This is a genomic window from Crocosphaera watsonii WH 8501 (assembly GCF_000167195.1).
In the GTDB taxonomy this organism is placed as follows: domain Bacteria; phylum Cyanobacteriota; class Cyanobacteriia; order Cyanobacteriales; family Microcystaceae; genus Crocosphaera; species Crocosphaera watsonii.
Map to the genome: position 1 here is coordinate 1 of NZ_AADV02000038.1, position 25,703 is coordinate 25,703.

A 25,703-nucleotide genomic window follows, 5' to 3' on the forward strand; every position below is an offset into this window, starting at 1 on the left:
TGAGGAAGGTCCGATGGTATAGCATCTTAATCTATCCTTGTTCACCCTTTGCCTATAAGGGCCGAAGAATGAGGGTTATCGTAAAAACCAAGACTGTGGGGGAGTCGACTCCCCCCTCCGTCACCACTTGGCGAAGTAGTTCAAACGGACAGAACATTTTATCCTTATTCATCCCTTGCCCTTTGGGCCGAAGAATGAGGGTTATCGACTTCTCATCGAAAGGTTGTGGGTTCGAGCCCCACCTTCGCCGTGTCTTTTTTTTTGCCGAAACTGGCCGAGGAGATAACTATGAATTATCAATTTTTTACCCGTAAACAAAAAGGAACTCCCCAAAACCAACCTATTCCTGGACGAGAAGCAGAAATGATCCAAGGGCGATCGGGTGGTTGGATGTTTGATGCCGGGTTGTGGAAACTCTTACGGCGTTGTCTCCTCATCGGCACGGCACAAAGTACCTACTACGCCCAAAAACGGGAGCTAACGGACGATTTTATCGATGTTCTCAAACAAGCTGTTGACACCGATCCGGGTCGAGTGGCTTCTGAGATAGTTTACGCCAGTAATGGACGTTCTATCAACAATAGTGCGCCGTTGTTGGGGTTAGTTTTACTGTCTATGGGTAAGACTCCTGAAGCAAAAGAAGCATTTCGGGCTATTTTCCCCGAAGTTGTCCGCACTGGCAGCCATTTTTATGAATGGTTAAGTTATACCAAATCTTTGCGAGGGTTTGGCAAGATCATCCAAGATGTGGGGACTCAATGGTTATCACGGGAGGATGTCAAGGGGTTGGCCTATCAACTCTTAAAGTACCAACAACGGTATGGTTTTTCTAACCGAGATGCTTTGCGTTTGTTTCATGTTAAACCCCCCACCGATGAGCATCAGCAGCTATTTAACTGGGTGGTGAAGGGATGGAATAATTATTTACCCGATGAGATCCCTTCTGAAGCGTTAACGCAGATATGGTGGTACGAATGGTTAAAACATCATCCTGAGCAAACCCATAAGGCAATTAAAAAGGGTCATTTAACCCACGAAATGGCTGCTCCTGTGGGGAAAATGGACAAAAAAGCTTGGCAACTTTTGTTTAACGAGATGCCTATTGGTGCTATGTTGCGTAACCTGGGATCTTTGACGGAGTTGGGAGTATTACGGGCCGATGAACCGGAAAATATCGATCGCGTGGAAAATGTTCTCAATGATGTTAACCGTCTCAAAAAAGGGCGTATTCATCCCATTGATGTCCTAAAAGCTCTGAAAACCTACCAGTCTGGGGGAACACTGGGGCGTAGTAAGAAAAACTGGCAACCAGTTCCTCGTCTTGTGGAAATATTGGACAAAGCGGTGGAGTTATCTTTTGATATTGCTCAACCCACAGGGAAAGTGTTTCTGCACGCGCTGGATATTTCGGGATCTATGTCTTGGGGAGTAGTGGACTCCGTTGGGTTAAGTTGTTGCGAAATTGCAACAGCGATGGCGTTAGTGACTGCTAAAGCGGAGAAAAACTACACTATTCGTGGATTTTCTACAAAATTTATCAATTTAGGCATTTCTCGAAAAGATAGTTTTCAGTCTGCGTTGAAAAAATCCAGCGATCGCAACTTTGGGGGAACTGATGCCAGTGTAGCTTATGATTGGGCGATTAAAAACCAAGTTTAAAGCGAATGTGATCTGTTTTTGGACTGATAGCGAAAGTTGGGCAGGATCTAAACATCCGTCTCAAGCATTAGCAAAATATCGTCAAAAAGTTAACCCTAAAGTTAAGGCGGTTTATGTTACTTTGGCCCCTTATGGTATCAGTTTAGTTGACCCGAAAGATCCTTTATCTTGGGACTTAGGAGGGTTTGATCCAGGGACTCCTCGGTTGATACAAATGTTAGCAAAAAACGAACTTTAATTATTATTGTAGGGGTCAACGGCCGTTGACCCCTACGTTTTATTATCCTAAGATATCTTCTATGGGAAAAGGACAATTTTCTGGAGCAGTTAAGTTAGCTTTTTCCTTAAAATCTTCAGCAGCTTCTTGATAAATTTCTTCCCATTTTTCTATTAGCTTATTTTTAATAGAGGTTGAAAGATTCTTTTTAAGAAGAAGACGAAAGTTATAAACTTCTCGTTTCCAATGATTCTCATTATATTGTTTTTCTGCTTCCCAATAATTAATAAATAGTAAATGTATAATAATCAGAATAGTATAAGAGCGACAAGTTTTGTATTCACTCTTGCCCAAGTCTTCAACCTCCTCAATTAAATTCTCTAAATCCAACTCATTAAACTTACCTTCTCGGAGTAATTTAGCCTGTTGTTTTGACCAAAGATTAAAGTCAATATCATATAGTTTATTCATAATTTTATTTCTGTATCAGGGTATAAGTTTATCTAGTTACTTTTTTGGGTGTTTAACCACATTATAACACCTGTAACTCCTAACATTAATAAACCAAACCCATTTAAAAAAGGATAAATCATTTCTAAGTTAATACGTCCAAATTTGCCCCGATGTAGTTCTAATAACCAAATAAAATTATCAGCATTTCCTGTTACTACTGCTACTTGAAATAAGGTTCCTGTGATTACAGTTAATAGTAAAGGAAAGATCATAATCGGAGCGATTTTATAATGTAATTGACGTAAAGCAGTTTCATTTATTTGGGTCATTTTCATTTTTATTTGTGTATTTGTGTTTAATGAATTTTAAAAGAATAGGATTGATAACCAATAATAAAAATAGCATTTCTGATGTTTTAGGAATAAAAAATACTCCCTTATTTTTTTCTAAAGTAATATTAATTGTTTCGTTTTCTGTTTCTTTTGTTTCTAATTTTTGTTGATCAACTTTAGTTTCTTCTTCTACAAGATCNTATTATTTTCTTTATTGAGGGATTTTTTGTTTAGGTTGCTGATGATTGTGTCCACTATGGGCTAGGATAGGCTGTATAGATGAAACAAATGTAACTAAACCTATAATGGTTAGAAACAAGATTTTTTTGGGGCTGTTTAATCGATTCATAAGCGTTGACAGTTCATTTTTAAACTATTTTATCATAACAAGTTTATTTTCATTCAAATTATTTGCTGTTGTATTTCTTTAATTATTAATAAAACTATGGCAACTATCAACGGTAAAAAGTAATAAATAGCCCGATAAGCAATTAATCCTCCTAAAATATCAGCTTGAGAAACAGTATTAGGTAGAGAAAATAAAATTACTGTTTCAAAAACCCCTAATCCTCCAGGAACTGTACTCATTAAACCAGCAGTTAGTCCTAAAATGTAAATGCAAAAAAAAACAGAAAATGAGATTATTTCTGATAAAGGAAGTAATAAATATAACACTCCAGAAGCAATTCCCCAATCCATTGCAGCTAGGAAAATTGAGGCTAATGATACTTTAAAAGTGGGAAAATAAATTAAATGCGCACCTATTCTAAAGGGCTTTTTTCTTAAATAACTAATAATAAAATAGATAGATACCAAAGTTAGAAAAATTAAACCGATAAAATAAGCAGATTCAAAGGGGAGATTTAAAGTCTTGGGTAAACTTAGAGGATCTACTAAAAAAACAACCCCACTAACTCCTAATAATCTCACCCAAAAATTGATATTAATAAAAATAATTAATTTGGCAATTTCTAGTTTATAAATACCCCAACGTCCATAAAAACAATAACGGATAGCTGTTCCTGATAACACAGTAAAACCAATAGTATTACCCACAGCATAACTAATAAAAGCTGTCATCACAATTTTAGAAGGGGGTAAGAATTAATTAATATAATAAAATCCTAAAAAATCGTGACCTGTCATAATTAAATACCCCAGACTCGTCAAAGCAATCACACCGAATTTGCGAGTTGTGGTTAGGTTACTTATATAGTGTAAAATATCAGCAGGGTTATGAGCTTGAAACTCATTGCTAATAGTGACAATAGAAAGACTTAATAAGGAGACAGCTACAAGAATAGGCAGACATTGAATAAAACGCCGAAACATGAAATAATTTTAGAAGTTGAGACGACTTATCTTGTTATTATAATTAAGAAAGTTAAATTACCTTCAAACTATAAGTTGAGGAAATGATTAATGTTTCAGTCTATAAAAACTTATGCGATCGCTATTATAATGGGGTGTATACTCTCCCTATTTAGCAGTTTATGGAGTCCAGCAGCATTAGCTGTAACTAATATTAAACTCTTGGATCTCTCCTATAAAGATTGTCCCCCAGAATTAGCAGAAGGAAACGTTACCAGTGGGGGTTCTAGTCTTGCTGCGGCTTGTTATCTTATCACAGGAAAAGCTAAGAATACATCGGGGAAAACTGTTTATGATGCCGATGTCTTTGGACGTATTTTAGATGCTAATAACGAACCTACTTTACAAAATAGAAACCGTGTGGGTTCTATTGCAGAAGTTCCCCCAGGAGTGAGCGATTTTGAAGTAAGAATTACGGTTCCGGCTAATCAACCCACTCCTTTAAAATTAAAGAACTTTAAAGCTTCTGGGTTTACCACAAAAGTAACACCTATCTTTTAAAAAAATACCCCATCAATAATTACGGATGGGGTATTTTCTGATATTTTAGAATCCTGTCATACCATAATGGAATCCACTGCTAATCGCAGCAGAAACAGCAAGGACTTTGGCTCGATCTGCCAGAAATTGTAAAAGAAAAATAGCCAAAATAGCAGATATGTCGAGACCACCTAATGGGGGTATAAAGGAACGAAAAATGTCAAGGTAAGGGTCAGTAATGGGACTTAAAAAAGATATAATGTTATAGGACCACTCCTGGCCTCGAAACCATGACAAGAGAACACGAACAATGATTAGTACGTAATAGATGGTAAAAAACCAATAGAGAGTGTTTAATGCAATATACATAATGAACAATTTTCCCGATAAATTATAGGTCTATCTATTGATCTTATATCAAATTTTGATTATGTGTAACTCTAACCTACGCCAAATTTCTGACTTTCACACGATTTGCCGTGATAAAGGCTTGTAGAACTTCTAGGACATCTAGTAAAACGCACTACCTCCCCCTTCCCTCTCTGCCTCGGAGACACAGGCAGAATAACAAAAATAATCTAAACAAATAGGGATCAAGGGAGAAAATCGGTTTTAATAGAGTTAAATATTCCTTCACCCTATTCGTCATTCCTCTAGAAAATAGCGAGCATGACCGAAACAACAAAGGTTGTCCCGGACTTATTTAAGGGTATTGCCCTTTTTACCCCAGGTGGTGATCTCGTTTATTGTCTCGATCGCAACAAACAAGTCCATTGGCATTCTCAACTATGCCTAGTCTTCCAGGAACTGTTAAAGTTATCAGAACCCCCTCACTTTCTTGTTCCTGGTTATACGGCAACCGTTGACCGTTGGTTTTGTACCAGAGAAAAAAGGGTCAAAACTGTGGCTGAACTATATCCTGCTCTTCGCCGTTATGAACCATTACTAAATGTTCTCTTTAATCTTGACAAGGTGGTTTGGAAAAGAGCAGATTGGCAAGAACAAGCTTGTAATCCGGTTATCATAGAAACCTATCGTTCTCGATTTCCTCAACTTTGGGAAAACCATGATTTATTAATCCGTTTAGATGAACGCTGGGAAAGGGAACTAAAAAACCAATTTCGTCCTATAGACAGGCAAAAAAAAGAGGATTCTCTCGCCCATCAGGGTTATGTTTTACGTCTTTTTGTTTCAGGGAATAACCCTTCTACGAAGCACACTTTACAAAAAATTCATCATCTGTTGGAAACACAATTAAATCACCCTTACACTTTAAAGGTGATTGATATTAGTAAACACCCAGAGGCAGCAGAAACCCATCATGTTTCTGCAACACCCACCCTAGTAAGAGTTTGGCCTCAACCCATCAGACGAATAGTAGGAGAGTTGGGAGACTCATCCAGGGTTTTGCAACTGATTAGCACTAATTGATATCTTCAACAACCCCAACTTACTTAGTTGAAGTTGGGGATTGCCACTCCCAAAAGTTGTGACGTAGCTATTAGGTTATGGAAAACCAGAAAATTTATGCCGGCCGGCTTGATGTTAGTGCTTAGTGTGGCCACACTTGTGATTTTATCAATAGGTTAAGCTAGGGTTTCGGGGCAATAACCTAATCCTCGGGTAAATTGTTGGCGAAAGGCTTCGATATCATTACTATCAGGGGAACCATAAGAGACGATAGCCACTTGATAACGACTCATGACATCGATGGGAGATTGACCAGTTTCTAAACTCCAAAATACCATTTGTAGGCGAATTTCTAACTCGTAGGGGATACCTAGTTCATTCATAAAAGCTTTGAAGTCTCCATGTTGTTGTGGAGTCAAGGGCTGTTTAAACTTAATTTTAATAATCCAACCATTAATCTGATGAATAACAGTCATGGAGCAGCTGGAGGGATCATACTTCCGTTGTAAGTATTCAATCACCCTGAGAGTTAAGCTAGCATTAGCCAAAAAGTAAATATAGTCCATCATTTTCCCCCTTAAATTTTCTACCGAACAATTCCTCTAGCTCTAGTGTGCCAAGGATTGTTCCATTTGTTGTAGGGGACTTCCCCCCTATTTTTCTGTGGTTTCATGGGGGGAACTACCCAACTAGGTATATGTTCCGGTGTATGTACGGATGTGATCTTAAGACTGTAACCTGATTATCAGGGGAAACACTGACATTGGTTCCCTAATTATGTATCTTATTTTACATGACTCATCTAGCATACAACGAATCAAGCTGTTTTGGGAACCGTCATTTTATGAGTAGTGAGCATTTATTATCCAGTTACGACTATTATCTTCCTCAGGAATTAATTGCCCAAAATCCCGTTATTCCTCGGGATAATTCGAGGTTATTGGTGATTAACTCTCCTGAAAACCATATTCATAGTGTTTTTCGAGATTTACCTCAGTGGTTATTACCAGGGGATTTATTGGTATTTAATAATACCCGTGTCATTCCGGCGCGACTGTATGGGGCAAAATCTACTGGCGCACCGGTGGAAATATTGTTATTGGAAGAAAAAGAACCTTTTTGTTGGTTAGCATTAGTTAAACCTGGAAAACGGTTTAAAATTGGCAGTGAAATCTATTTTAGATTAGATGATGATGAAGATAATTTTTTGGTTGCGACTGTGGTAGATAGAGACGAAGAAACAGGGGGAAGATTACTCAAATTTCAGGTAGATTCCCTAGATTTATTTTGGCAAAAAATAGAAGAAATTGGACAAATTCCTTTTCCTCCTTATGTGACTGAATCTGATGCTAAACCCTCCCAATATCAAACCATTTATGCGCAAAAACCTGGGGCGGTTGCTGCTCCCACAGCCGGACTACATTTTACGGAGGAATTATTAGAAAACTTACAACAAAAAGGCATTAATCAAGCTTATATCACTTTGCACGTTGGTTTAGGTACTTTTAGACCAGTTGATATCGACAATATTAAAGAACATAAGATGCACCAAGAATGGATAGAAGTACCAGAAATTATTGTTGAAAAAATTAAAGAAACCAAAGCTAATGGAGGGCGAGTTATCGCTGTGGGAACTACTGTTGTTAGGGCATTAGAAGGTACAGCCAAAGCAACAGAAATGGCTGGAAAACAAGAGTTAATGGAGTTTAGGGGAAAAACTGATATTTTTATCTATCCTGGCTATTCTTGGTGCGTTATTGATGGTCTAATTACTAATTTTCATTTACCTAAATCTAGTTTATTAATGTTAGTTAGTGCTTTGATTGGGAGAGAAAGATTATTAGAATTGTATCAAATTGCTATCGAAGAAAAGTATCGTTTTTATTCTTTTGGGGATGGTATGTTGATTTTATTAGAGTCTAAAAATTAAATCCTGCACGAAACCAATCATTGATAGCATCGGCGGTATATTCTTGTCGCCAATTACTTTTTGACTGTTTACGTATATTGAGTAAAAAATCGTCATAGGTAGCTTTTCCCCCAACGTTTGAATTATATTCTTCAATTGTCCTATTAGGATGAGGATATTTTACGGCTTGCTGTTTCGAGGTTTTATCTCGGGAGACTTTACGCCATGTTTTCAAATCTATCTCTTTTTTGGGGATATCTTTCCATTCCATTCTTGCTGAATCCTTAATCCACTGAAGATAATCAAATTGATCATTAACTAAACCAAACCATTTTTCTGGTGTAGCATCTGAGTAATATGTATTATTTTCAAAGCTAAAATTTCTAAGATTTGCAGAAGAATTTATTATTGATGTTTTTAGTTTTGGAAATTGTATCTGATTATTTTTAATCTGAATGTTTTCCAGTTTTCCTGGACTAGACAAAACAATACCAGCTAATCGTGAATGCAAATTATATAAAAGATTATTGTTAATAGTGACATTTCTTGTGTGTCCAATGGAACTACCACTTATTGAGATTCCATAGGTAGAATCAACTTCAGTTTTTGGTTGATGGATAAATAAATTATTTTCCACCAATCCACCGTCCCAATCTTGAATGTCTAGGTACCATGCTAAATTACGATTAGTAGGTCGTGAGCGACCTATATTTAACATGACATTATTGATTATTTTAATATTTGCAAATCTCAGAGAACCCTTCTTATTTCCTCCCATACTAATTCCAATTTCACCATCCATATAAAAATTATTATCTATGATGACATCTTTTGCCGATCCCGGTCCATTTTCTGCTGTCCATTTAGTTTGCATACTACTTGATCTGAGGAATATATTTTTTCTTAAAATAACACCTTTAGGGTTGGGGAAATAAGTGTTATGATTTAACCAAGTGGCTTGTCCCAGTCGGTGATCGACCCAGTCATTGTGAGGTTGACGTTGAATTTTCCAACCATTGTGATCAAATATATTTTCTTCTAGTAAAAAATTAGCCCCAGTAGCTAATAGTCCTTGACTTAGGGATCTTTCTTCTGTTTTGGGACTCGTATAAGAATCAAGAATCAAATTTCTCCGTACAACAAAATGTTTCAGGCTCCCATTATTAATAAAAATAAGATTATGTTTATAATATTCAATTAAACAATCTTCAATCAAAAAAGATTCAATTGTTTCTCCTTCTTTATTGAACAATTTTATCCCATCTTTACTAGATTGTTTTTGTTCTTTATTTATTCCTTGAAAATGGATACCAGATAAAACAGCAAATTTAAGATTACTGGGGACTTGAAAACCCTCTCTTGTATCCGTTTTAAGCAGAGGACGTTCCATGTCTTTACCATAGGAACTGAATACTGAGGGTGCATTTTTTGATTCACCATTTTTTAATTCTTTAAGATTTTCATACCACACATCTCCGCGTTTTAATAGTATCCAATCAGGAGAATTATCTTTTGCTTCTTTTAGGGCAGCTGAAATCGATTGAAATGCTTTTATTTCTTCTTGGGGAAGAAAGGGATTGTCACCTATCTCTTTTGAGTTTGGAGAATATACTTGTCCTGTTTTATCATTTCCTTCTTGACTGGATACATATATAATTCGGGAATTTATACTGGGTTGATAAGTTGTCCAACCCTGATTATCAAGGGGTAAAAAATAACCAACATTTTTAAAATTTTCAGCATCAAGAGTTGATGCTGAATCAACGACAAAAGTATGTAGACCTACGGCAAAAATTATTGAGAGAATGATAGTTAATATAGTTTTCATTTCAACCTCCTAATTTTCTCTCTTTGTAAAGCAAACGGTTCAGGTTGGTTTCGGTTTTACATGGCAGAAGTCATTAACATCACCCGAAAACCAATGCGACTCACCCCAACTGCTTGAGGATGATAAGCGTAACGGGATGCACAACGACAATGATAAGCGTCTTCATCCCAGGAACCCCCCCTTAAGACGCGACGAGTCTCATGTTGAGAGGATACCCGAGGTTTACCAGAGGTTGAAGCATTTTCATAGCTAGAATACCAAGCATCGGCGCACCATTCCCAGACGTTACCGTGTAAATCGTATAATCCCCAAGAATTAGGGTAAAATGCCGTTACAGAGGTGGTTTCTTGACGATAAAGTCCCGAACTTTCCTTTGCATATAAGCGTTTGGCCATATAGTTGGCCAGATCACTGGTTAAGGTGGGGCCGAAATTAAACGCGGTGGTGCTTCCCCCACGACAAGCATATTCCCATTGTGCCTCACTGGGAAGTTGATAGGGACGTTGACTATGTTGGGAAAGGCGATGGCAAAATTCCACCGCATCTTCCCAGGAAATAGACTCTACCGGGCGATCGCTTCCTTTAAACTCGGAGGGATCAACAACTAAATCTCGATTAATTTTAGGATATTGGGCGACTATGTCCCATTGTTTCTGGGTAACAGGAAATTTAGCCAAGAAAAACCCTTTTAAGTTCACGGAATGTTGGGGTTGTTCACATATTTGAGATCCGGCTTCCCCTAAAGATGATCCCATGAGAAAAGTGCCTTCAGGAATATAAACCATGTCCAAGATAACCCCTTCTCCCAAGTCTTCTTGAAAAGATTGAGATGTCCCCCCAACCCTTTCTAAAATGGCTCCTGTTTCATCAATTATTGGTCTTTCAAAGGAAAATTCTTCTAGGGGTGGTGTTTCAAAAGAAACAGAGGTTTCAGACTTGATCTCTGTGGGAGATAGCATCGGCTGCGGTTCATCCTTTTGAGAATTAGACTCTAAATGGTTGAGTCGTTTTTCAACCTTGAGTAGTCTTTCTTCTAAAGAGGAGGGTTCTTTTTTATTTTCTTCTAAATATTGAGACAAAGCTTGAGCGATTACCTTAGACTTAGAAAGACCAACAGTATTAGTATGAGCTAATAATTTTTCATATAATTGGGGCGGTATTCTCACACTAACCTGAATATTACTCATAAGGCTGAAGGGAAATGCTGAAACAACTGATAATAATGCTTTGAAAGCATAACAAATTTTACTCAATTTTCACAATTATTTTTAATTTCTTAATGTCAGATGCTAAAATCTCTAAGACTTTACCCCCAAAATACTCAGCCATGATTCAACTTAAACCCCCAACCGAAAGATTATTTTATCTCATCACCCTGAGTAGTGGGTTTCTACTTGCTTTGTCTCCTTTTGCCTTGGACCAAGAAGATACCCCTGATGCTGCGATCGCTAAATTCAACTGGTTTCAAGCGATTATTTTAGGTATGGTACAGGGGTTAACGGAATTCATCCCCATCAGTAGCACAGCCCATTTAAAGGTGATTCCTGTACTATTAGGATGGGGTGATCCTGGGGTTGCCTTTACTGCTGTGATTCAATTGGGCAGTATTGCTGCTGTTTTGTGGTATTTTTGGTCAGATTTGAGTCAAATTACCAAAGGAATGGTTACAGCTATTCGTAAATCTGATTATCAATCCCACGATTTTCGCTTAGGGTTAGGTATTGCTTTAGGCACTTTACCTATTGTCTTTTTTGGCTTATCTATGAAACTCTTAATTGCTGATTTGGATAATTCCCCTTTACGCAGTGTTGAGGTAATTGCTGGAGCTTCTATTGTTATGGCTTTATTATTAGCTTTATCGGAGAAAATAAGTAGCCACAAAAGAAATTTTGAACAATTGAGGTTACAGGATGGTGTATTAATGGGCCTCGCTCAATCTTTAGCTTTAATTCCTGGGGTATCTCGTTCAGGATCAACCATGACTTCTGGCTTATTCCTCAATTTGGAACGGGCAACAGCAGCTAGGTTTTCTTTCTTGTTAGGAATTCCAGCTATTACTTTAGCCGGTTTAGTTGAGTTAAAAGAGGTGGTTGATATGGGACTTTCTAATGATATTATTATTCCCGTAATTGTTGGAGTTATTTCTTCAGCTTTCTTTTCTTATGTGGCGATCGCTTGGTTGATTCGTTATTTACAAAAACGAGATACTTGGGTTTTTGTTTGGTATCGTTTAGGGTTTGGTTTATTTATTTTAGGATCTATATTTATTCAATTCAATTAAATGTTAAATGAATAAATAGGGTTTATAATTAACACAATAAATTACATAATTTATCCATTATAATACCATTTTTATCAACTGAAACCACAGATATTAACCCTGTAGGGGTCAACGCTGAGCGTAGTCGAAGCGTTGACCCCTGACCAATTGAAATAGATATTAACTGATGTATAATTGGAGTAACTGTTGTTCTCCTTTTTCTGATTATGTCTTCTAAGAAAAATAAGTCTAAATCTGTCGTTTATCAAGAGTTTGGGAATACATCCAACTCAGAAGCATTAGAGCGATCTGTACCGGATCTACCACCAAAACAACAAAATATTAGAGTACAAGCAAGTCGTTCAGGACGCAAGGGAAAAACAGTGACTATGATCACAGGTTTTCAACAGTCCCCAGATAGTTTAAATAAGTTATTAAAAAAGTTAAAAAGTCAGTGTGGAAGTGGGGGAACAATGAAAGATGATACCCTAGAAATTCAAGGAGATCATCGTCAAAAGTTAGTAAAATTGTTAGATGATTTAGGATACAAAGTAAAGATCAGTGGAGGATGAACTACAAATCTGTATTCCAACAGTGCTTTTAGCTTAATTTTTCTTCTTAGTCCACAGAAATCTTGCCCTTAGCGGTTTATATTTTGGCGGCCATTCATGAGGGGGTGCGGGGGTAAGCACTTCCACCCTTTAAAAACTCACAGAGAAGAGCTTATCATAAAAAACGTACTTCGTGTTAATACATTGGTCGCAATTCCTCTGAACGCTAACATTCGTATAGCGTCAGCCTCCTTGCGACATTAAGGTGATTATATAATCTTAGCTATACGAAGACCAAAATAGAATCCAAGGGCGATAGCTGTGAAGGCGACAATATATCCAGCAAAAGCAGCAATAGCGAGTCCTGACATAATTTTCTTATACTCCTAGATGTTGTAATTCTCTGCTATTTTACCTTGTTCTTGTCACCATTAGACTAATTGACTTAAAAAAGTGGATAATAGAACAGTTGAGAAACCGTCATATATCTCAATTTACGTTTTGCCGACAAAATGCCAAACTAGAATCAAGGATTGAAATTCAATTATTGAGAGTAAATCATGAGAAATACTTACGGTTATTATTGGTACTTTGGCTTTAGTGGTGGGTTCGGATTTTTAATTTTAGTCGCATTCTTTTTACTACAATGGTTACAAATTCCTGCGGGCAATTTTATCGATTGGGTTATAGGTATTCTTAGTTTTTGGTGGTTACTGGCTATTGTTACTATTCCTTGGAATGTTTACTTTGATGCCAAAGAAGTTGTCTCAGAAATAGGGACTTCTCAAGAGAAGGGGATTTTTGTAGACCATAAAAAATTAGATTATATTACTACTGTTAGTCGATGGGCTTTTGTCGTAGCGATCGCCCTTCATTTATTGTCTGCTTTGGTACTTTATGAACTGGCTGCTCTGGGAATTAGTTCTGTTGGATATATCAGTTCTTTGGCTACATTATTATTAACAGGATTACGACCTGCGCTGAGGGGTTATCAGTATTTAGCTTATCGCTTAAGCACTATCAGACAAGAAGTTAAATACCCCCGTGAAGATATTATAGAATTAAGAAGTCGCTTTACTAAATTGGAAAAACAAGTCAACTCCCTGCAAAGTAAATTAAATACAAGTAATCCAAATTCCTGGGTTAATAAACAACAAAATAATTGGGATGTAACTCGCAAAGAATTGATTACAATCGGGGCCCAATTAGATAAATTTGAGGCTAAAAATGCCCTAGAGCATCAAGAAATTGCGAGAGAAGCAAGAAAAGCTATTTCTCAATTAACCGAAGATAGCAACTTTTTACATCAAGTCAGGGAAATTATACGTTTCATAAAAACTGCCTAAACTTAACTACTATTGTTTAAGGTTCTTCTAACAATTGTTAAGTTGACAAGACAAGCACTCCATAGTTCGCTAAAATTTAAAGATAAAGCATAACTCCTGACTGCTGCTATGCCACTCGCTTTAAATAATATTGATCATTATGATAGAAAACAATCATAAAAAACCAAAAAGACGACGTGGAGTGATTCTCACAGAAATGGGGTTAGAAAAACTGCACAAGGCCAAAGTAGAAGCTGAATATACAGAAAATCAGGGAAAACGTTACACTTTAGAAGATTTGAGCGAAAAAACAGGGTTAGCCATAGATACCCTCATGAAAGTCTTTGCTTGTGAGTCAAAAGTAGATAAACAAACCCTAAAATGTTGTTTTAAAGCGTTTCAGTTAAAACTATGCGATGAAGACTTTTTTTATCCCCAGATATCTCCTGTTGAAGAAAGTTCATTTACCTTGTCCCCTGAACTGGAATTACCGGAAGGACAAGTTCCCCTTAACTCTCAATTTTATCTTGAGCGATCGCCCATAGAAGAGGAATGTTACAAAGCTATTCTACAACCAGGAGCGTTAATCCGACTCAAAGCACCTAGACGTATGGGGAAAAGTTCTCTACTTGCGAGAATCATTGAACATGGAAGTCAAAATAATTGTGCTACTGTTTCTTTGAGTTTTCAATTAGCAGATACAAGGTTATTTCAAGACCTAGATAAATTTTTACAATGGTTCTGCGCTAATATTAGTTTAAATTTAAACATTGAGAATAAAGTCGTTGATTATTGGGATGATTTATTTGGAAGTAAAATTAGTTGTAAAATCTACTTGGAAGAGTATATTCTAGCCAGTTTAGAAACTCCCTTAGTCTTAGGACTAGATGATGTTGACCTACTATTTCAATATCCTGATTAAACGTAATTTTTTTTGGTTTATTACGAGCTTGGCACGAAGAAGGAAAAAATAAGGAGGTCTGGAAAAAATTACGTTTAATCGTGGCTCATTCTGCTGAAGTTTATATCCCTCTCAATGTTAACCACTCTCCCTTTAATGTAGGAATTCCTATCAACTTGCCCATGTTTACACATCAGCAAATTCAAAATTTAACGAAAATTTACAACTTGGATTTTTCTCCAGAGCAAGAGGAAAAATTAATGTATTTAGTAGGAGGTAATCCTTATTTACTAAAATTAGCTTTGTATAATATTTCTCTAGGAAAAGTGACCCTAGACGAGCTTTTACTTGCTGATACTCACGCTGTTTCTAATATTTATCTTGATCACCTCCAGCGACAGTTATGGAATTTACAAAAACAGAACTCTGGTTTACTGGATGCTTTAGAAAAAGTTGTTTTTGCACCTAAACCCATTGAATTAGATTTTGTAGAATCTATCAGGTTACAAAGTTTAGGTTTAGTGAATTTTCAAGGCAATGAGGTTGTTATCAGTTGTAGTTTATATCAACAATATTTTCAACAATATTTTTGCAGTCAAGACTGATAACTGGCCCAGTTAATTCTTAATCATTCAGACATCATCGGCATCTTAAAGGTCATTTGTAGAGAGGTTCCGTCTCCTGGTGGGGGATAAATGCGAATATTGGTGTTAGGGGCAAATTCTTTTAAATATTTACCTAAAGAAGACATATATTTCAATACATCCCAATTATGTCGTCTATCAACACAAATAATTACTAAAGTCAAGGCCGTGCCGCAGGTGGTTACATACCATCCACCACGGGATAAGACTCGTTGGGTTAAGTGATCACAAGTTTCATAAAAATAACCAGTGATAGCTTGATCAAGGTTCCGTTGCAAGGAGTCATCAACGGGGTTGCGAGGGGGTAAGTCTTCGGGACGAGAATAAAAATGATTCATTAAACTGAGTAATTATTATGCTATTACTATTCTATTAATTTAATTACCATAAATTAGCATTTAAGTAAATAGTTTTTAGTTACAAATTATCACCAAACCCTAACTAATTGTCCAACTTTCCTCTCACTAAAATCATGGTACTTTTGACCTGCTGGGCGATGGTTTTAGGAATATTGCCCTGCATTACTTGAGCTAATAACCCTTCTTTACTCACCCCCAACATAACCACATCACAGCTTTCGGACTCGGCCAAATGAACGATCGCATCAGTGACAGACTGGGAACGAATGGGAAGGGGAATTACAGGGCGTTCCAGTTGTTCTTTTAATTGTTGTGCCTTAGCTTCTAAAGATTGATAGTCAGGAGTCGGTTTATGGGGAGAAAACACCTGACATAACCAAATAATGGGGGAACGGGGACGAGTATATAATTGGGTTAATCCTGGTAATAATTCCATGGCCCGTTTAGCATTGGGACCACCAGCAATAGGAATCAACCAAGTGGTATCTTTATCTAAAGTTTGGGGGTAAGCTTCTTTTTCTTTGCCCAACTTAACTATAACTAACTCACAAGTGGCCCTACGAATTAAAATATCAATCACCGGCCCAAAAACACTACCAGGAGTCTTTTTGTCTGGGTTCCATTCTAAGACTATGAGATTGATATGTCGTTCTCGAATGGTGTCTAAAATAGCTTGGGCGCGATCGTGAGCAACACGAATTTGAGTGTGAACAGAAATCTGGTGTTGACGGCCTAATCTTTCTGCTCTTTGTAATAATTGACGACTCTGTTGGGTGATTACAGTGGTTTGTGCCGGATCGCTATGTTTAGGGATCTTAATTACCTGTAAACATTCGATTTCTTGGTTTTGTTGTTCGGCGATCGCTGCACTAATTTTAAACAAAGAAGTTGCTGTATTTATGTTTGTCAGGGGTAACAAAATGCGTCCCACTCCCACTAAAGGGGCGCGGGTTTGATAAGCAATATAGGAGGGATCGGGGACCACTTCATTAATAGTCGTATCATCCCCTTGTAACTGGTTGGCTTCGATGCGAATAATATCGGTTCGGGTGATAATTCCTACTAATTTATGCCCTTCTGTCACAGGTAGACGGGAAAGTTGATAACGGTTAAGTAGGTATAAAACATCGCTTAAAGAAGCCTCTGCTTGTACTGTAATGGGTTTTCGAGTCATGAATTCCCATAAAGGGGTGTATCCTGGCACTTTCTTCAATTTTGCCAGATCAGTTTGAGTGACAATACCCACTAATTGACCTTCGGCCAGCACCGGAAACCCTCGATGACTCGAAGCCGACATCGCTTGTAGTACGTCATCTAAAGTGAAGTCGCTGGATAAGGTTTCCACCTGAGACTGCATTACTTCTGAAGCGGTTAATTTAGAGAGAAAATCCTGTCCTGTAGCCCCTTCATTGATATAGATCCCCCTAGCCTTTAACATATGTTCGTAGAGAGAACCCTTGGAGACACTTTCGGCCACGATATAAGAAACAGCACAAGTAACCATTAAGGGTAAAACAATATTAAAGTTCGTATTTAGTTCAAAGACAAAGACGATCGCCGTTACCGGAACCCTAACAACTGCTGTGAAAAATGCTCCCATTCCTGCCAGTGCATAGGTAGTCTCTGTGCCGGTGCCAGTTAATAATTCTTCAAAATCTCCCACTAGATACCCTAAAGCAGATCCCAACACCAGCGCCGGACCGAATAAACCGCCGGGGGTATTGGCACTATAGGCCAAAATAGTCAGGAAAAAATGAGCTACAAAAGCCAATAAAATGCGACTCCATTCTAATTCTCCTTGTACTAAATCAATACGCAGTCCTGTATTATCTCGAAAGAAAGGGGGTAGTATGGCAATAATTAGACCCGAAGCCATGCCCATTAAGCCAATACGCCAGGATAAAGGTAAATTAAGATATTTTTGTATTTTGACGCTGAGTAATAGTCCCCGATTAAATAAAGCCCCTAAGATCCCTGCTAATATTCCCAGTAGTAGGTAAAAGGGAATTTCTGAGGCGGAGAAAGCAATATCAGGCAGATCCAACAAAGAGGAGGGAAAATTGAAGGTAGAAGATTGCAAAATTTGGGAGACAACTGCTCCGGTAAAAGAGGCCACGATCGCCGTTTCTAGGGTTAACCCAGAAACATCTCGCATTAACTCTTCAATGACGAATAACACCCCGGCGATGGGGGTGGTAAAACCGGCCGCTAGTCCGGCTGCTGCCCCGGCTGCGATCATTTGTCGTCGATGTTCCGGGGAAGTGGGAACCCAACTACTCAGTTGCGCTGCTAAGGCTGCCCCAATGTGTACAGTAGGCGCACGACGGCCTAGGGTTAAGCCGCCCCCTAGCACCAAAATGGTTCCGATTAATTTAACCAGTGCTACCCGTAGAGAGAGGGGAACTGGATACCGGGCTAAAGCGGCTTTTACTTGAGTCATCCCGCCCCCTGTAGCTGTGGGGGAGAGGGTTTCTATGAGCCAACCGGCCATGGAACCTAAAATTAGTCCTCCCAAGGGTAGCACCCATATTGCACCAAATTGATTGGCCAAGGCCACACGCTTACCCCCTAACCAACCTACTCCTTGTTTGAGAATTAAGGCTGCGATCGCCGATAAAATCCCAATTAAACAGGCTTCTGCTAAGGCATAACGGGTGTCAGTGGCATCAACAGTACGCAGTCTTGATTTTAACCAGCGATAAAAACGTTGAAATATTAAATGAGGCCCCATGGATTACCCAGATCACGCCAGTTTCTGTTGATCATAGAAGATGTTTTAGGGGGAGAAGGCAAAATCCTCTATATTTTTTTAGTTATGGATGGTATTGAATTTATTTGAGAGTAAAAGATTATCCCTTATTTCTATTAATATTAAATTATATAATTAATGTTTTCTTTGTTTTGATTTTTTTGCTATCATATTGCACATGGTAGTCACTTTCATAAGACCTCTTGCAAAAGTGTTTCATGGTAGAATGGAGGGCTATTCATTTTTGAAATAGTGGTCTCGCTGCGCGAGTGCTGCCGCACCGCTAATCTGAAGAAATCAATTAAGTTTTAAAACAAGAATAGTTGTATAATTATTAAAGACAATTACTAACCTAACAAAATTGATTCCATAATGAAATATTGGCAAGCAAAAAAGTTAACACAAGCGGAATTTAAGCGTTTAACAGGTGTCAAAAAAACTTTTAGAAAGATGATGAATTGTTTAAGGAAAAACATTATGGATTATTGAATATTAAACACATTGAAAACATAACTGGTTATGATTTCTTTTCTAATATTCCTACAGAAATTCAGAAAGTGATTGAAGATCGTGAGTTGGAATACATAAGAACCAAACTACCTAATATTATCAAACCTGCTCCTTTAATGGCTACAACTCAGCAAGAATTATTGGGAGCATCCCAATTTTGCAAATTAGCCGATTCAGAATAGATGAAACCCTTATCTACTGTTGCTTTGAGAGATTTACTTACAAAAATGGGATGCGCCCGAATTATTTCCATTTACATTCGGGTCCTTTGTAAACAGTTCCATCAGGCATAGTAGTATGACAAATCAGATTAAAACGGCTACAGAGAGAACGTTCCCCAGTATCAGTCGCACCTCGAAAATTGGCATAAATCAAAACAGCATACAGAAAATAGCTCATAGTAGCATCAATAAAACTAGCACTACTAGCATTCACTTGCTCCAAATCAGCCCCATTCAAATCAGCCCCATTCAAATCAGCCCCATTCAAATCAGCCCCATTCAAAGTAGCCCAAGTCAGGTTAGCGGAGAACAAATTGGCATCTCTCAAAATGGTTTTTACCAAACCAGCCGAGCCCAAATAAACCCCAAACAAATCGGCACCAGTCAAATCAGCCCCACTAAGATCGACCCTTTCAAGATTAGCCCCTCGCAGATTAATACCCCGCAAGTCAGCCCCTTCGAGTCCAGTAATCAAACCACTAATTCCATCCCTTTCACCCATTTCCCCAACAATACGAATCAACTCAATTCCAGCAAAATTGCGTTCTCCAGCCTTGTACCGAGCCAACAATTCATCAGTAGTAATTCTCCAAACCATAATTTAACTTCCAATCTTGTTTCTAATATCAATAATGTAACTTTTGAAGAAGTAACATAGATTCATCCAGCAACAGGAGAAGAAAAAATTGAGCGAACGGTGGTCAAAATTCAGCCGATGTTTTAAAATCAATTGTAAACTCTATTCATGAATAATTAATCACTCCTCCATCTCATCAAATAATAATTCCTCTAAAATGACTTGCATTTGTTTATCTTCAGGAGAAACTAACTCGATTTTTCCCAGTAAATTGTATTTGGCTAAAAAGAGTAGGGGAGATAAAGGAGTATAGATAGAGTATTTATGTTTGTTGTGATAAAAATCTTTCAAAAATTGTAACTCTTCTGAGTCTATGGATGGCTCATCGCTGTCTACTTCTAAGGTAAGAACACCATCATCTTCTATGGGGGGTAATTCTCCAGTTAGAGTCACGGTAAAAGCTGTTAATTTTAAGGTTAAATCTAATTCAGCTAAAACCGCTTTAGCATCAGCAAAAATCTCCTCAATTTCTGTAGGATCTTCTAATAAAACAGCGTTACTAATTTCATAGCCATCGCTACTGTCTTCTTCCTCACCATCCCAAGATAGAATGACTACAGGAACATCGACAGGCATTAATAAGAGATAAGTTCCGTCATTTCCTTCAACAGCGTTTTCTATGTAGCAATCGAGGGTAGAACCCTTTTCATCACTTAGAGTAACACGATCGATATCTTCGGAATCCCTTTCTTGATTGTATTCAAAAGAGGACATGATTTTAAATAGGATTGGGATTGCATTAGAATATCATAAATTGTCATGGCCATATTGACTCATTTTCCTTAAAGCTCCCCATCTAACCATTTATTTTGTTGCAAATACTCAAAACTAGCCACATCCGTCAGATTGTACTGCAAGGGAGTCATAGTTATATAATTTTGTTGAATGGCTTGTACATCGGTGGGAATATTGGCCGGTAGATGAATATGATCCGGTTGTTCTACTTCTGTCACCAATTCTCCGGCTAACCAATAATAGCTTTTTCCTCTGGGATCAAGCCGTTTTTCAAAGTTTTCGATATAGCGACGTAACCCTTGACGGGTTAACATCACTCCTGCGATCGCATCGGCAGCTACAGGGGGAATATTGATATTAAGCAGGGTACTCTCTGGAAGAGGTTTATCCTGTAATTGTTGCAGCAAGCGAACGGCAAAATCAGCCCCCGGTTGGAATTGACGGGAAGAAAAACTGGCTAAACTCATAGCAATACTGGGGATACTGTAGATAATACCTTCCATTGCTGCTGAAACCGTCCCTGAATACAGCACATCTGTTCCTAAGTTAGAACCATGATTGATCCCTGAAACGATAAAATCAGGTGGGGTTTCTACAAGGGTACTTATAGCCAACTTAACACAGTCTGAAGGAGTCCCTGAACAAGACCAAGCGGTGATCTTGGGGTCAAAAAAGTCTTCTACTATTTCAGCACGAATGGGCTGATGAAGGGTTAAACCGTGACCTGTGGCTGAACGTTCGCGATCGGGACAAACCACAGTGATATCATAACCGGCTTGGGCTAAGGTATTGGCTAGGGTGCGAACCCCCAAGGCAAAGATGCCATCATCATTACTGATTAATATCTTCATTATCTTTAGTGTATTAGAGACCGGACAAAAATTATGCCCCAAGAACGTACATTCTTGGGGTGGTTTATTATATACCAGCCTTATATATTAAGTGGCTGACGGTTTTTATCTTATGAGTCCATTGTAAAGTTATGTTGCTCAATCTCAGTATTTCTTTATATTTTTTTAAGATTTATATGCCTTGATCCACTTACAACCTTGACTTGATGGGAAAAATGAGGTTTTCCCCCTTGTTGTCCGAGGGTAAATTTCTCGATACTTAAATTAAAGAAACTTCATAGAAAAAGAATTTGAAAGAGAAAGTGGAAAGAGAGATGTGACATTGAAGGGTTAAAAACAAAGAGATATACTGATTTACTGGATTATTAGTTTTTTATGAGATATTTATTTCTGTTTATATCTAAATTAACCTGATTTTTGTGGTTATTCTTTTTAAGAGTGTTATGTTGACTCGGAAGCATCTAAGAAGTTCCACTTATTTCCACTTTGTACCACTTATGAAAATCCTTAAAACCCTGAATATACTTGGTTTTTGGGACTGACATCACCCTTAACCACCTCATAAGATAAGAGTAACAAGAGGACAAGAGGTCAAACAAATGTTAAACAGCACCACCAACAACACCGTTATCATCCGTAACTACATTATTCTTACTGCTACTGTTATGTTTGCTGCTATGGGTTTAACCGATACATTTTTAGCCCCTACGCGAGCCGGACAACAGGATCGCCTCAACAACTACGGACAAGTGGTCAGTGCTGGAATGGTTTCCTACTCCAAAACTTTAGGACGTTAATCAACCTGAGTTCGGTGACTCAGAGTTAGGAGTTCGGAGTTATTGTTTTGTCAAGGAGAGAATAAGGGTTTGAGACTTCAGACTTCTTAGATCGAACTCACATTTAATCAAGTTTATTTGGTTTCCTCTTGCAAAATCCCCGTACAATGACGGGGATTTTTTATATTTTTATCAAAAATTTCGGGTGAAGACCCCACCTAAAAATTTGGGGTTGCATCAAAGCGCGATGATAGGACCTAGATTCAGCCCCTTTTGCTCCCTCTCCGCAAGTTTTCTTAGTAATCAAAATTGGAGCTATCTGACGGGCGATCGCTGTCATAATCATTTTCTGGTTTTGAAGGTCGAGATCCACGTTTTCTAGGGCTTTCAGGGGTATCAATAGGTTGATAATCAACATAATCTGTAGGAGTAGGACTTTCCTCAACAGAAGAGGAATAACGTCTTTCTGGGTTGCTGGGACGAGGACGACGTTTACGAGGGGAACCAGATGAGGTTTCTGGAGAGGAGTTTTCTGGACGAGGACGACTGGGACGACGTTTTTTCGGGCGATCTTCCCACATATCATCCCTACTATCCCAAGCATCGTAGTTATCGTTTGTGGGACGAGTTGGGGAGGGTTTGCGTCTTGGAGAAGGGCGATCGCCGTAAGGATCGTTACTAGAAGAAGGTCTACGACGGGGTTTACGAGTCCGAGTTTCTTCCTGACTATAACTGCGATTACTACGAGGATCGGCGTATCCTTCTAAACGAGGGTTATTGCGAGAGATTGGTTCTTCGTCTTCGTAGGGTTCTAAGCGATCGATTTCAGCTTCTGTGTAGACACGGGTTTTACTAACTCGGCGATCATCATCGACGTAAGAGGAGCTACGTTTTGCTTGTTCTGTGGTTGCTCCCCTCAAGCGAATACTTTCTACTGCAAAAAATACGGCCGATCCCGTTAACAAAAACTGTCCAAATTGTAAAATTGGATCGAGTCGCCATCCTTGAAAGAGTAAAATCAATCCACACAATAAACCAACTGCTGCAAAAAAGATGTCATGATCTCTCGACAGTTCTGGCCGTACACTTCGCAGGAAGTATAAACCAGCACCAGCAACAGCTAAAAAAATTCCTAAAACACTGGCTGAGTTCAGACCAAAATTAACCATTCTCGCTCTCCGTTATCCTTTCCTAATGGTAGCGAATTTATTTTATTTTTCATTATCAGAGTACCCAATGGGGTATATATAATTGTCAATACTAATATAACTAATCAACAAATTGACCCCACCTAAGTAGGGATGGGGTCAACTCAAACAAGCTTATGAGTTACGCTTGATTTTATCGCTTTGACTAATGACGATCAATCCAATGGTGGCGGGAATAACGACGATAACGGTTCCCAAAACGAGGCTCCATAAGAAATTAGCTAAAGATGGTGTCATATATTTGTTACCCTTTTTTCGGTTGTGATACCTAACGTTACCTATTTTACGGGTTTTTTTCCCCATTTCGTCAACTAATTTTGAGAAGGGGATGGGGTGGGAAGTGTGAGTTCGGAGTTCGGAGTTCGGAGTTCGGAGTTCGGAGTTAATATATTCCCCCCACACTCCCCATCTCCCAGTCTCCCCAGTCTCCCCAGTCCCCCAGTCCCCCAGTCCCCCAGTCTCCGGTGTCCCCACCTAAACTGTAGCTTCAGCGCGTTTAAAGGCTTCGTCCAAGACTTCTGATAAGGTGGGATGAGTATGGATATTGAAGGAAAGATTTTTAACGCTTTGACGTTGAGCGATCGCATTAGCGGCCTCTTGGATCAAGTCGGAGGCGTGAATACCCATGATATGCACTCCTAATAATTCCCCGTTATCTTTGCGGTACACCACCTTAGCAATCCCATCGGTTTCCCCTTCAGCAAGGGCTTTAGAATTGCCTTTAAAGTAAGTTTTGACGCTTGAGACCTCAAACCCTTCTTTCTCCCCTAATTCACGGGCTGCTGGTTCAGTCAAGCCCACGTAACTAATTTCGGGATGGGTAAAGGCGGCGGCTGGAATACTACGATAGTCGATGGTTTTCTCCCGTCCACACATATTTTCGACGGCGATCTCTCCTTGTCCGGAGGCTGCGTGGGCTAACATCATTTTCCCGTTTGCATCTCCCACTGCCCAAAGATGGGGAACTGGTTCCCCGTCCCGTAAGACTTCCATTTTGTCGTTGACGGGGATAAAACCTCGGTTGGTTTCAACGCCAATGTTTTCTAAACCAAGGTTTTTGGTAGCGGGGACTCTTCCTGTGGCGACTAAACAAGCGTCTACTTCTAAGACATCGATCACTTCTTTACTTTGAGCGTCGGTTAATTCGATGGTAACCGGTGCGCCTGGGGTGATTTTTGTGGCAAATACTCCGGAGTAGGTTTCAATATCACGGGCTTTGATCAGGCTTCTTTCTGCTAGTTTGGAAATTTCGGGGTCAAACCCTGGCATTAAGGTGTCTAAGGCTTCGATCATGGTCACTTCGCAGCCTAATGCGGTGTAAATATCGGAAAATTCTAAACCGATATAACCACTGCCAATAATGGCGATCCATTGGGGTAAAACTTCTAATTTTACGGCTTCGTCGCTGGTAAAAACGGTTTTGTGGTCAACTTCTATGCCACGGGGAACAAAAGGAACCGATCCCGGACATAACATAATGTCTTTGGCGGTGATAATTTTTTCCCCATCATCGCCTAAAACGCTGACTTTTTGGGTATCGACTATTTTTCCCCAACCGTGGATGGTATCGACTTTGAGACGTTTTAAACTATTGGTCAGATCGCCGCGTATTTTATTAACTAAATTTGTAGCATGATCGGCGATCGCTTCTCTTTGAAAGTCTACTCCATCGATCTCAATACCTAAGTTGTGGAGATGTTTAGTATCTTGGAGTTCTCGAACTTTACCTGATGCTGCTAAGAGGGCTTTTGAGGGGATACAACCACGATTAACACAGGTTCCTCCCATGTCTTTTGCTTCGATAATGGCTGTTTTTAAGCCGCATTTGACGGCGTGTAGGGCTGCACCATGTCCTCCAACCCCTGCACCGATAATGATTAAATCATAATCGAATCCTGACTCACTCATAATTTTTTCCTTAATGGCTTGATTCTTTCTTCAACAAAGACCTGTCTTTTGATCATAAGTCTCGATATACAAGTAAGTCTAGGGGCATTTCTTTATTGGGCTTGAATTTAGCTAAAGTCCCACTATTCTAAAAAATAACTCTAAAACCTTATTTGATTTTTCGTTTATAGGTTTCATGAAGCAGAAATAAAGTTCCTAAAGACAACATTAAGTAGGGTGCGTTAGGCAAACTATGATTTTTGGGGTAATCCCTATACTTTTTTTCTTGCGTAACGCACCAAGATCCGTTTTTAGGAGTATTACGCTAACTAATACACCCTAAAATCTCTAATTAACGTCGTCTTCTTCTGGCCTTTGAATACCCTGGATATTTAAGTTATCCCTATTTGCTCCTTTAACTGTCCAATGG

28 protein-coding genes, 1 tRNA gene and 2 pseudogenes are annotated in these 25,703 nt (G+C 38.7%); 14 read left to right on the forward strand and 17 right to left on the reverse strand.

The window, feature by feature from the left end; translation table 11 throughout:
* Positions 1–129 precede the first annotated feature (129 nt).
* A tRNA-Arg gene (locus CWATDRAFT_RS37340) sits at positions 130–250 on the forward strand.
* Positions 251–288: 38 nt separating this feature from the next.
* Positions 289–1,897: pseudogene (locus CWATDRAFT_RS16990) on the forward strand (TROVE domain-containing protein).
* A gap of 42 nt (positions 1,898–1,939) precedes the next feature.
* Here CWATDRAFT_RS16990 and CWATDRAFT_RS16995 read toward each other — a convergent pair.
* The 4 genes from CWATDRAFT_RS16995 to CWATDRAFT_RS41395 all read right to left on the reverse strand — a co-directional run bounded on the left by CWATDRAFT_RS16995 (position 1,940) and on the right by CWATDRAFT_RS41395 (position 3,993).
* Complete coding sequence (locus tag CWATDRAFT_RS16995) at positions 1,940–2,347, reverse strand: DUF29 domain-containing protein (RefSeq protein WP_007306189.1); 408 nt, start codon at positions 2,345–2,347, stop codon at positions 1,940–1,942.
* Between the two features lie 32 nt (positions 2,348–2,379).
* Positions 2,380–2,658 (reverse strand): hypothetical protein, encoded by a 279-nt coding sequence (locus CWATDRAFT_RS17000; protein ID WP_042711724.1) that lies wholly within the window; start codon positions 2,656–2,658, stop codon positions 2,380–2,382.
* A 405-nt stretch (positions 2,659–3,063) separates the two neighbouring features.
* The gene (locus tag CWATDRAFT_RS17005) at positions 3,064–3,741 is read right to left on the reverse strand and encodes a putative bifunctional lysylphosphatidylglycerol flippase/synthetase (protein ID WP_007306191.1); all 678 of its coding nucleotides are present in this window, start codon (positions 3,739–3,741) and stop codon (positions 3,064–3,066) included.
* Between the two features lie 24 nt (positions 3,742–3,765).
* Entirely contained in the window at positions 3,766–3,993 is a 228-nt protein-coding gene (locus CWATDRAFT_RS41395) for a hypothetical protein (RefSeq protein WP_326997423.1), read from the reverse strand.
* Between the two features lie 90 nt (positions 3,994–4,083).
* On the opposite strand from CWATDRAFT_RS41395, the gene CWATDRAFT_RS17010 reads away from it, so the two are divergent.
* Positions 4,084–4,533 (forward strand): hypothetical protein, encoded by a 450-nt coding sequence (locus CWATDRAFT_RS17010; protein WP_007306192.1) that lies wholly within the window; start codon positions 4,084–4,086, stop codon positions 4,531–4,533.
* 45 nt (positions 4,534–4,578) lie between these two features.
* Here CWATDRAFT_RS17010 and CWATDRAFT_RS17015 read toward each other — a convergent pair whose 3' ends face one another.
* The gene (locus CWATDRAFT_RS17015; RefSeq protein ID WP_021829852.1) at positions 4,579–4,881 is read right to left on the reverse strand and encodes a YggT family protein; all 303 of its coding nucleotides are present in this window, start codon (positions 4,879–4,881) and stop codon (positions 4,579–4,581) included.
* 300 nt (positions 4,882–5,181) lie between these two features.
* On the opposite strand from CWATDRAFT_RS17015, the gene CWATDRAFT_RS17020 reads away from it, so the two are divergent.
* On the forward strand, positions 5,182–5,943 hold the full coding sequence (locus CWATDRAFT_RS17020; protein ID WP_007306194.1) for a circadian clock KaiB family protein: 762 nt from the start codon (positions 5,182–5,184) through the stop codon (positions 5,941–5,943).
* Positions 5,944–5,976: 33 nt separating this feature from the next.
* Positions 5,977–6,102: a TMEM14 family protein gene (locus CWATDRAFT_RS41050; protein ID WP_021834618.1), complete on the forward strand. Its 126-nt coding sequence runs from the start codon at positions 5,977–5,979 to the stop codon at positions 6,100–6,102.
* Here the strand turns inward: CWATDRAFT_RS41050 and CWATDRAFT_RS17025 are convergent.
* Entirely contained in the window at positions 6,099–6,488 is a 390-nt protein-coding gene (locus CWATDRAFT_RS17025) for a hypothetical protein (protein ID WP_007306195.1), read from the reverse strand. The two genes, CWATDRAFT_RS41050 and CWATDRAFT_RS17025, sit on opposite strands and share 4 nt — an antisense overlap.
* A 278-nt stretch (positions 6,489–6,766) precedes the next feature.
* On the opposite strand from CWATDRAFT_RS17025, the gene queA reads away from it, so the two are divergent.
* Positions 6,767–7,852, forward strand: a complete 1,086-nt coding sequence (queA, locus tag CWATDRAFT_RS17030) for a tRNA preQ1(34) S-adenosylmethionine ribosyltransferase-isomerase QueA (RefSeq protein ID WP_007306196.1) — start codon at positions 6,767–6,769, stop codon at positions 7,850–7,852.
* On the opposite strand, the gene CWATDRAFT_RS17035 is transcribed toward queA, so the two are convergent.
* On the reverse strand, positions 7,842–9,659 hold the full coding sequence (locus tag CWATDRAFT_RS17035; RefSeq protein WP_007306197.1) for a hypothetical protein: 1,818 nt from the start codon (positions 9,657–9,659) through the stop codon (positions 7,842–7,844). The two genes, queA and CWATDRAFT_RS17035, sit on opposite strands and share 11 nt — an antisense overlap.
* 56 nt (positions 9,660–9,715) lie before the next feature.
* Positions 9,716–10,846, reverse strand: a complete 1,131-nt coding sequence (locus tag CWATDRAFT_RS17040) for an SUMF1/EgtB/PvdO family nonheme iron enzyme (protein ID WP_007306198.1) — start codon at positions 10,844–10,846, stop codon at positions 9,716–9,718.
* A gap of 92 nt (positions 10,847–10,938) precedes the next feature.
* On the opposite strand from CWATDRAFT_RS17040, the gene CWATDRAFT_RS17045 reads away from it, so the two are divergent.
* A complete protein-coding gene (locus tag CWATDRAFT_RS17045; protein WP_007306199.1) occupies positions 10,939–11,940 on the forward strand; it encodes an undecaprenyl-diphosphate phosphatase in 1,002 nt (333 codons plus the stop codon).
* A 206-nt stretch (positions 11,941–12,146) separates the two neighbouring features.
* Positions 12,147–12,491 carry a translation initiation factor gene (locus CWATDRAFT_RS17050; RefSeq protein WP_007306200.1) on the forward strand — a complete coding sequence of 115 codons (345 nt, stop codon included), beginning with the start codon at positions 12,147–12,149 and terminating at the stop codon, positions 12,489–12,491.
* A 248-nt stretch (positions 12,492–12,739) separates the two neighbouring features.
* On the opposite strand, the gene petL is transcribed toward CWATDRAFT_RS17050, so the two are convergent.
* A complete protein-coding gene (gene petL, locus CWATDRAFT_RS33930; protein WP_035827323.1) occupies positions 12,740–12,841 on the reverse strand; it encodes a cytochrome b6-f complex subunit PetL in 102 nt (33 codons plus the stop codon).
* A 189-nt stretch (positions 12,842–13,030) separates the two neighbouring features.
* Between petL and CWATDRAFT_RS17055 the strand changes: the two genes are divergently transcribed.
* From CWATDRAFT_RS17055 to CWATDRAFT_RS41060, 3 genes are all read left to right on the forward strand, one after another.
* Positions 13,031–13,816, forward strand: a complete 786-nt coding sequence (locus tag CWATDRAFT_RS17055) for a hypothetical protein (protein ID WP_007306201.1) — start codon at positions 13,031–13,033, stop codon at positions 13,814–13,816.
* Positions 13,817–13,955: 139 nt separating this feature from the next.
* Entirely contained in the window at positions 13,956–14,717 is a 762-nt protein-coding gene (locus tag CWATDRAFT_RS41055; protein ID WP_007306202.1) for an AAA-like domain-containing protein, read from the forward strand.
* Positions 14,718–14,722: 5 nt separating this feature from the next.
* Positions 14,723–15,301: an AAA-like domain-containing protein gene (locus CWATDRAFT_RS41060; protein WP_231589015.1), complete on the forward strand. Its 579-nt coding sequence runs from the start codon at positions 14,723–14,725 to the stop codon at positions 15,299–15,301.
* A gap of 23 nt (positions 15,302–15,324) precedes the next feature.
* On the opposite strand, the gene CWATDRAFT_RS17065 is transcribed toward CWATDRAFT_RS41060, so the two are convergent.
* Positions 15,325–15,678 carry a hypothetical protein gene (locus CWATDRAFT_RS17065; RefSeq protein WP_007306204.1) on the reverse strand — a complete coding sequence of 118 codons (354 nt, stop codon included), beginning with the start codon at positions 15,676–15,678 and terminating at the stop codon, positions 15,325–15,327.
* Positions 15,679–15,781: 103 nt separating this feature from the next.
* Complete coding sequence (locus CWATDRAFT_RS17070; RefSeq protein ID WP_007306205.1) at positions 15,782–18,430, reverse strand: chloride channel protein; 2,649 nt, start codon at positions 18,428–18,430, stop codon at positions 15,782–15,784.
* A gap of 390 nt (positions 18,431–18,820) precedes the next feature.
* Here CWATDRAFT_RS17070 and CWATDRAFT_RS40000 point away from each other — a divergent pair.
* Together CWATDRAFT_RS40000 and CWATDRAFT_RS17075 are read left to right on the forward strand one after the other, a co-directional pair.
* Positions 18,821–18,916: pseudogene (locus CWATDRAFT_RS40000) on the forward strand (IS5/IS1182 family transposase); the annotation flags it as partial.
* The gene (locus tag CWATDRAFT_RS17075; protein ID WP_157134103.1) at positions 18,907–19,140 is read left to right on the forward strand and encodes a hypothetical protein; all 234 of its coding nucleotides are present in this window, start codon (positions 18,907–18,909) and stop codon (positions 19,138–19,140) included. The pseudogene CWATDRAFT_RS40000 and the gene CWATDRAFT_RS17075, both read left to right, overlap by 10 nt.
* Positions 19,141–19,201: 61 nt before the next feature.
* On the opposite strand, the gene CWATDRAFT_RS17080 is transcribed toward CWATDRAFT_RS17075, so the two are convergent.
* The 3 genes from CWATDRAFT_RS17080 to surE all read right to left on the reverse strand — a co-directional run bounded on the left by CWATDRAFT_RS17080 (position 19,202) and on the right by surE (position 21,402).
* A complete protein-coding gene (locus tag CWATDRAFT_RS17080) occupies positions 19,202–19,777 on the reverse strand; it encodes a pentapeptide repeat-containing protein (RefSeq protein ID WP_007306206.1) in 576 nt (191 codons plus the stop codon).
* A gap of 159 nt (positions 19,778–19,936) precedes the next feature.
* On the reverse strand, positions 19,937–20,530 hold the full coding sequence (locus tag CWATDRAFT_RS17085; RefSeq protein ID WP_007306207.1) for a DUF3727 domain-containing protein: 594 nt from the start codon (positions 20,528–20,530) through the stop codon (positions 19,937–19,939).
* A 68-nt stretch (positions 20,531–20,598) separates the two neighbouring features.
* Positions 20,599–21,402, reverse strand: coding sequence for a 5'/3'-nucleotidase SurE (gene surE, locus CWATDRAFT_RS17090; protein WP_007306208.1), 804 nt, complete (start codon positions 21,400–21,402; stop codon positions 20,599–20,601).
* 599 nt (positions 21,403–22,001) lie between these two features.
* Here surE and CWATDRAFT_RS17095 point away from each other — a divergent pair.
* Positions 22,002–22,199 (forward strand): hypothetical protein, encoded by a 198-nt coding sequence (locus CWATDRAFT_RS17095; protein ID WP_007306209.1) that lies wholly within the window; start codon positions 22,002–22,004, stop codon positions 22,197–22,199.
* A gap of 275 nt (positions 22,200–22,474) precedes the next feature.
* Here CWATDRAFT_RS17095 and CWATDRAFT_RS17100 read toward each other — a convergent pair whose 3' ends face one another.
* The 3 genes from CWATDRAFT_RS17100 to lpdA form a co-directional block, all read right to left on the reverse strand.
* Positions 22,475–23,347 carry a Ycf66 family protein gene (locus CWATDRAFT_RS17100; RefSeq protein WP_007306210.1) on the reverse strand — a complete coding sequence of 291 codons (873 nt, stop codon included), beginning with the start codon at positions 23,345–23,347 and terminating at the stop codon, positions 22,475–22,477.
* 153 nt (positions 23,348–23,500) lie between these two features.
* On the reverse strand, positions 23,501–23,623 hold the full coding sequence (gene psbX, locus CWATDRAFT_RS17105; protein WP_007311412.1) for a photosystem II reaction center X protein: 123 nt from the start codon (positions 23,621–23,623) through the stop codon (positions 23,501–23,503).
* Between the two features lie 237 nt (positions 23,624–23,860).
* On the reverse strand, positions 23,861–25,294 hold the full coding sequence (gene lpdA, locus CWATDRAFT_RS17110; protein WP_007306212.1) for a dihydrolipoyl dehydrogenase: 1,434 nt from the start codon (positions 25,292–25,294) through the stop codon (positions 23,861–23,863).
* Positions 25,295–25,703: the final 409 nt, after the last annotated feature.